The organism is Micromonospora sp. (assembly GCF_048594385.1).
Classification (GTDB): Bacteria; Actinomycetota; Actinomycetes; order Mycobacteriales; family Micromonosporaceae; genus Micromonospora; species Micromonospora wenchangensis.
In genome coordinates, this window is the sequence record NZ_JBMDWU010000218.1 from 1 (window position 1) to 7455 (window position 7455).

Sequence of the window (7455 nt, forward strand, 5' to 3'; positions counted from 1 at the left end):
CCGGGTCGGCGGCACCGGGCAGCCGGCAACCCATCCCGATCACCGCGATCCGCACCGGCGCGCCGGGTGGGACGGGCGTGGGTGCGGGCACCACGGCCGGAGGGGCCGCCGGGGGGCGCGTGCTGCGGGTGGTGAGGGCCCGGGCGAGCCCGGCCAGCGTCGGATGTTCCTGGAGCAGGCTGGGGTCCACGGCGTCGCGGACCGCCACTTCGAGGTCGCGGACCAGTTCGGCCATCAGCAGCGAGTCCACGCCCAGGTCGACGAGGTTCGTTTCGGGTCGCAGAAGGGAGCGTTCGGTGCGGGTCGTCCGGGCCACCACGTCGAGCAGCCAGTCGATGTCGTCCGGCCTCGGTGCGTCTCCGGGGTCGAGGACCGGTGCCGGCTGCGGCGGGGCGGCGGGGCGGGGCGCGCGGAGGAACTCGTCGGCCGGTACGCCCGCACGACGGGTCAGGCAGGGCAACAGGACCGGCTCGTCCGGTACCCGCACCGCCAGGTCGAACAGGCGTAGCGCCTCCGCCTCGTCCAGGTCGGGGATGCCGAGGTCGCTCCCGGCGCTGGTGTGCCGCTCCCCCATTCCGATGCCCCGCCAGAGCGGGAACCGCAGCGACCGGACCAGGCACCGGGGTTCGTCGGCGTGCGCCTCGGCGAAGTCGTCGAGGACGCCGTTGGCGGCGGCGTAGTCGAGGTGCCCCCCGGCCAGTCGGGGAGACGAGGCGGCGATCGACGAGAACAGCACCAGCAGCCGCGGCAGCCTGCCACCGAGCGCCGCCCAGAGTGTCTCGACGGCGAGTTTCGGCCGGAGCACGTCGGCTGTCTCATCCCGGGTCCGGGTCAGGAACGACTGTGGTGCGTGCATCACCCCCGCGCAGTGGATGACCGTCGTGAGGTCGCCTGCGGTGCCCCGTGCCCGGTTCATCAGTCGACGTAGCGATGTCACGTCGTCCAGCGGATGGGTGTGGACGGAGAGCGTCACGCCCCGGTCGGTGAGCGCCAGCAGTTGGGTCAGGCGGGCGCGCAGCAGCGGATCGGTCGACCCGGCGGCGGCGAGGGACACCCAACGGCTGCGGACGGGCAGCGGGGAGCGACCGATCAGGACGAGGTGTCGTGCGCCCCGATCGGCCAGGTGGGCGGCGAGGCGCAGGCCGATCGCGCCGGTGCCTCCGGTGATCAGGACGGCACCCTCGTCCAGGTTGGTCAGCGGGTCGGGGTCGGTGGGTCGGGCGAATGCGACCACGCGGCGCTGCCGGCGGGATCCGAGGTACCGGATCTCGGTCTCGCGGTCGTCGGCCGCACGCTCGGCCGCGACGGCGGTGGCCAGGTCGTTCCGGTCGCCGTCGACCCGGACGGTGCGGGAGACGACCATGGGCAGCTCTCCGGAGAGGGCACGGTAGAAGCCGGCCAGCACCGACCGGTGGGCGCCGCTGACGTGCAGGCAGCGCAGTCCGGTACGCGGCAGCCGGCCGAGCACCTCACGCAGCAGCTCGATCCGCTCGCCGACCAGCGCGCCCGGCTCGCTCCAGTCGACCAGGTCGGCGACCCCGGTCAGGCCGTCGACGGCGGGCAGCGGGTCACCGGGCCGGTGTGCGACGGCGTCGTCGCCGAACAGGGCCGGTGCCAGGTCCGGGTCCGTCGTGACGACCAGGAGGCGGCCCTGCGGGGCGACCGTGGGCGGTGGCGCGTCCCGCCAGAGCGCGGTCAGGAACTCGGGCGTCGCGGTGGGCGCGGCCCAGTGCTGGTCCCGGCGGAACGGGTAGGTCGGTAGGGAGACCACGGGTGCGGCGGGCACCGGGCCTTCGACCGGGGCGTCACCGGCGGGCGGCTCGGCGTCGAGGACGGCGGCGAGTCCGTCCGCCAGCTCGCCGAGGTCAGCCGCCGTGACGGCGACCCGGCAGGGCAGCGCGGCACGCCCGGTGCGCATCGTCCGGGCGATCGAGGCCAACGGGGGCGCCTGGGGGGACCGGACCACGTTCAGCAGCGCGGCGACCGCTTCCCGCAGGGCCTGCGGGGTTCGGGCCGACACCGGCACCGTCACCCGGCCGGTGGGCGGCGCGTCGGCGGTGGGCGGTGCCTCCTCCAGGACCACGTGGGCGTTCGTGCCGCCCATCCCGAACGAGCTGACCCCGGCCCGGCGGGGGCCGCCGCCGGGCGGGGGCTCCCAGGCGGCGCGGTGCACCTGGAGGCGTAGTGGCGATCCGGCCAGGTCGATCATCCGGTTGGTCCGGCGGACGTTGCGGGTGGCGGGGAGGGTCCGGTGGTGCATCGCCAGGATGACCTTGATCATTCCGGCGATGCCGGCGGCGGCTTCCAGGTGACCGATGTTGGTCTTGACGGAGCCGATCCCGCAGTGCGGTAGCTGCGGCATCGGCTGCGGGCTGCGGGCGTACAGCCGGCGGAAGGCCGTCACCATGGCCGAGACCTCGATCGGGTCGCCCAGCCGGGTGCCGGTGCCGTGTGCCTCCAGGTAGCCGACGGTCGTGGGGTCGACGCCGGCCGCGGTGTATGCGCTGACCAGCAGGTCGGCCTGGGCGTCCGGGTTGGGCGCGGTGAACGACTGGGCCTGGCCGCCGTGGTTGACCGCGACCTCGCGGATCACCGCGTGCACCCGGTCCCCGTCGGCGAGTGCCCGGTCGAGGGGCTTGAGCAGCAGCGCGCACGCCCCCTCGCCGCGGACGTAGCCGTCGGCGGCGTCGTCGAACGTGTGGCACCGCCCCCGTGGGCTCAGTACACCGGCCCGCTGGTACGCGGCATGCCGTCCCGGGTCGCACAGCACGTTCACCCCGCCGGCGAAGGCCTGGTCGCAGACGCCGGCCCGCAGTGCCGCGACGGCGTTGGCGACCGCGACCAGCGACGACGAGCAGAGCGTGTCCACCGCGACGCTGGGGCCGCGCAGACCCAGGGCGTAGGAGACACGGTTGGCCACCAGCGACGGTGAGACCGCCACACTCAGGTGCGGCTCGTCGCGCCCGGCGTGTTCGGCCAGGACGGCGGCGTAGTCGGAGTGGCACACGCCGGTGTAGACGCCGGTCCGGCTGCCCGCGAGCGTGCTGGGGTCCTGTCCGGCGTCCTCGGCCGTCGCCCAGGTCACCTCGAGCATGAGCCGCTGCTGCGGGTCCATGAGCGCGGCCTCACGGGGGCTGACGGCGAAGAACTCGTGGTCGAAGCGGCGGATGTCGTCGAGCAGCGCCGCCCGCCCCACCAGTCCGGGATGGGCGGCGGTGTCCCAGCGGTCGGTCGGGATGTCGCGGATCGCGTCCTCGTCCCGGCCGAGCAGGTCCCACAGCTCCGCGACGCTCGCCGCACCGGGGAAGCGCCCTGCCATGCCGATCACCGCGATCGGGGCGGTGTTCTGCGGCTGCGGCACGGCCGTGACGGCGGCGATCGGCTCAGGGTCGCGGTCCTCGCCGCGGATCACCCGCGCCATGGCGGCGACGGTGAATGCCTGGAACATGGCGCTGGGATCGATCCGCAGACCGTGCTCGCCCTCAGCCAGCGCCACGACCTCGGCCAGCGCGACGCTGTCCAGGCCGTACCGGCGTAGGTCGTCGTCGGCGGCCAGGGTGCCGGCGGGTCGGTCCAACGCCCGTTCGAGCAACGGCAGCAGCAGCGCGTCCAGGTCGGTCGTCTCGGGGCGGGTGTCCGCCGGCAGGGCGGCGGGACCGGTGGCGGCGACGTGGTCGCCCCAGAGGCTGCCGAACACGCTGCCACCGCGCAGCACCTTCACGGTCTCGATCCGGGCCAGCGGCCTGCCGTCCCGCTCACGTAGCAGGGTCGAGGCCAGCACCGCCCGGTGGCCGCGTTCGAGCCGAAGGTCGTCGAGCCGGTACCGCACCGCGTCCTCGGCCCCGCAGTTCGCCAGGTACACGATGTCGCGGCTGACGGTGGCGGCGGCCGTGGCCCACTCGCCGCCGGGTGCCAGCGAGTGCAGGTACCGGCGCTCGCCGTGGTCGTTGATGTGCGGGTACGACGCGAAGTAGAGCAGGCCGAGGGCGTTGACGTCCACGACCGGATTGAGTTCGTAACGCTCGGTGTGCAGGCCGGATCCACCCGGCTCCCGCCCACCGTGCGTCTGGAAGTCGTGCAGAAAGTCGAGCTGGTCGGCGGTCGGCTCGCGCACCGGCAGGCAGCCGGGCACCTGTGGCACGCCGGGGACCAGCCAGTTGCGGTCCGAACGGCGGACGAAGACGGTGAGCAACCGGACGTCGACGTGCGCCGTACCGGTGGTGAAGCGGATGTCGGACAGGAAACGGCGGTCGTCCAGCCTGGTCAGTTGGCCGGTCATCTCGCCCTCGTCCAGCTCGGCGAACGAGGCGAAGGAGGCGCTCGCGGTGTGCCGGACCCGGACGAAGGCGGGGAGCAGTCGTGTGCCGTCGGAGTCGGCGAGCTTGGTCACCGAGGTGCCGAAGTGCTCGCCGATCAGGGACCAGTGCAGGTCGCCGCACTCGCGTAACAGCCAGTTCTCGGAGAGACCGCCGGTGGCGAGCGTCGGCAGGCCCAGGATGACGTGTCGGGCCGTCATGACGGGGTGCCGGGAAGCCGGTGGCTCGGAAGCTGTGGCCAGCCGTACGGCTGCCCGCTAGATCCGCCTCTCTCGTGAAATAGACGTCCAGAAGTGGCCAGAGCGCGGCTCAAAAGATCACCCCGTGTCATCGACTGCTCTCGGAACGTAGCCCATGGGGCACCGTCCGTCGATAGATGCACGTGATTGCTTGGCGGCCCGCCCGCCACGACCCGGGGCCGTCCCGGGTCACCCCGACCCCGCCGATCCCCCAGTACAGGCCGGGGTTCGCCGCACCCGCAACAGCGGGACCGAACATCAAGCCCAGAGATCGTTAAGTACTGTTATTGCGATATAAGTCACACTAGACAACCCCGGCTGGGCATGACCACCGGGCCCGCGAAACAACCGGTCGATCCGTCCCACCACGCGGACGGGGTGCGCTCACGTTCCGGGAAAGCCCCCGCCGTAGCAGGGCTGCGGCGGAACGGGAGTGCCGAACGACGACCCCGTCCGCTCGCCGCCCGGTGGACACCGTCATCCCACCGGGCGGCGCCGGTCCGCTCCCTCCCGGGCATCCGGGGCGGTGTGGACCGGGTGACGTCGAGCGTCACCGGGTTACCGGCTCCTCTTCGGACACGACCAGCACGTACCAGCCGGCCGACCGGTTCAGCAGTCCGGCGTCGACGAGGAGACGCCGGAGGGTGACCGCGTCGAGCACGCCCTCGGTGCACCACGACCGCAGGCGGTCGGTCACGACCCGCTCGTCGTACCGCTCGTCGGGGGCGAAGCTCTGCCCCGCCACGTGCCGCAGCACCGTCCGCCGGGCATCGTCCTCCTCCGGCAGCCGGACGACGACGTTGCCCCGGACGAAGCCGCGCAACCCCGGATCCGGCTGATCGGCGACGGCCCGCTCCTCCTGCCGTCGGGCCGCCGTCGCCGCCGCCCCGGCAAGGGTCTCCCCCGCCAACGCGAGCCGCCCGGGGCCGTCCATCCGGAGCAACCCGGCCCGCAGGAGCTGTCCGATCGCCGGGGCCGCCTGCTGCCCCGTGAGCCCGGTGGCGGCCAGGATCTCGGTCGAGGTGGCCGCGCCGAGGGTGACGGCGGCGAAGACCTGACGTACGGCGGAGTCGGCGAGCAGCAGTGCAAGCTCTTCAGGGGTCATCGAATTCCCTCCCGGGTGCCGGCCGGCACCTCCGCGGCCCCGGCGACGGAGCATGTCGTCGAGATCGCTGGAGACGGAGTTCAGCTCCGTGCAGTCCGCACCCAACTCCCGTACGGCGGCGGCGGCCGACCGCTCCGCCTTGCCGAAGATCGCGGCCTCACCGTCGTCGGGAGCACCCGAGACCAGACACCGGAAGGTGAACGTGCGCAGTGACCGCTCGTAGGTCACCGTGCCCTCCGACGTGAAGCGGGCGGAGAAGAGGTCGTGGTCGTCGGCCCGGGCGAGCAGCGCGGCGCGTTGCTCGTCGGTGAGCGGGGCGAACTTGCCACGGACGATGACCTTGTAGGTGTTGCTGCTCATGACTGCGGATCTCCCCATCAGAGGGTGGGCCGGTCGACCGGTCGACCGGAGCCGGCCGGCAGGGACGAACGGGGCGCGGACGGTTCCGCCGGTGCCCGGCGGGGGCTCCACCGGACCAGCGGCCCATCCGGGGACAGGCGGTCGACCGGCCGGGTTCGCGTCCCGCCGACCATGCCGGGAGTGCGGGCGCTCCGGCCCCGGATACAGCACCATATCCTAATACGGTGCTGTATCTGAAAGCCCGACGTTACCTCCTGGCAAATCGTGATCTTTCGCGATTTCGGCTGTCGCCGGCGGCCCCGCGTCCCGCAAAATTGGCCAGGTGTTGATTCGGTACCTCCTCTCCCACGCCCTGTCCCTGCTGGGCAACTCCATGGCCGCGATCGCCCTGCCCTGGCTCGTGCTGGTACGCACCGGGGACCCGGCGGCAGCCGGGGTGATCGCGGCGGTGAGCGCACTGCCCATGCTGCTCGCCGCGGTGGCCGGCGGGCTGGTCATCGACCGCTTCGGTCGCCGCCGGACGTCGATCTGGGCCGACCTCGCCTCGGCGGTGGCGGTGGCCGCGCTCCCTGTCGTCGACCAGGTCACGGGGCTCACCGTCGGCTGGTTCGTGGTGCTCGGGGTCGCGGGCGCGCTGCTCGACGTGCCGGGCATGACGGCGCGCGAATCCCTGGTGCCGGACGTCGCGACGGCGGCGGGGGTCGGCCTGGAACGGCTGGCGGGCCTGCGCGAGGGGATCAACGGCGTGGTCCTGGTCGTCGGCCCGGCCGCCGCCGGCGGCCTGCTCATCCTCTTCGACCCCACCACGGTCCTCTGGGTCACCGCGGCGTGTTCGGCGGCGGCGGCCCTGACCACGCTCACCCTCCCGGCCCGGCTGGGTCGAGGTTCGGGTGAGGCGGGCGGCGGGATCCGGACCGAGTTGCTCAAGGGCTTCCGGATCCTCGGCGGCGACCGGGTGCTCGCCGCGATGACCTTCGTGGTGACGATCAGCGTCCTCGTGCTGGCCCCGCTCCAGAACCTCCTGCTCCCCGTGTACCTCGTCGGCCGCGACTCGCCCGGCGGCTTCGGTCTGATGGTGGCCTTCCTCGCCGTGGGGGGCATCGGTGGGTCGATCGTGTACTCGATCGCCGGGGCGGGCCTGTCCCGGCGTACGGTTTTCGTCGTCGCACAACTGCTCACCGCGGCGGGTACCGTGGGTCTGGCCCTGCTACCACCGGTCCCCGTGCTGCTCGCCGCCGCCGCGCTGGCCGGCTTCGGCGCAGGGCCCATGCAGGCCCTGGCCCTGGTGTTGGTCACCGAACGCATCCCGGAGCGCTACCGGGGCCGGGTCCTGGGCCTGCAGACCGCCGCCACGACCACGGCGGGTCCGGTCGGGACGCTGGTCGCCGGCCTGCTGATCAGTGGGATCGGCCTGCGCGAGACGGGTGTCCTGCTC

General features: G+C 73.3%; 3 protein-coding genes. 1 reads left to right on the forward strand and 2 read right to left on the reverse strand.

Translation table 11 applies throughout. The features are described 5' to 3' along the window. Both ACOJTC_RS11775 and ACOJTC_RS11780 read right to left on the reverse strand, forming a co-directional pair. On the reverse strand, positions 1-4516 hold a 4516-nt coding region (locus ACOJTC_RS11775; RefSeq protein ID WP_420116874.1), incomplete at its 3' end, for a beta-ketoacyl synthase N-terminal-like domain-containing protein. 589 nt (positions 4517-5105) lie between these two features. After that, complete coding sequence (locus ACOJTC_RS11780) at positions 5106-6020, reverse strand: DUF6204 family protein (protein ID WP_420116875.1); 915 nt, start codon at positions 6018-6020, stop codon at positions 5106-5108. Positions 6021-6342: 322 nt separating this feature from the next. Between ACOJTC_RS11780 and ACOJTC_RS11785 the strand changes: the two genes are divergently transcribed. Beyond that, a partial coding sequence (locus ACOJTC_RS11785) for an MFS transporter (RefSeq protein ID WP_420116876.1) occupies positions 6343-7455 on the forward strand: 1113 nt, incomplete at its 3' end.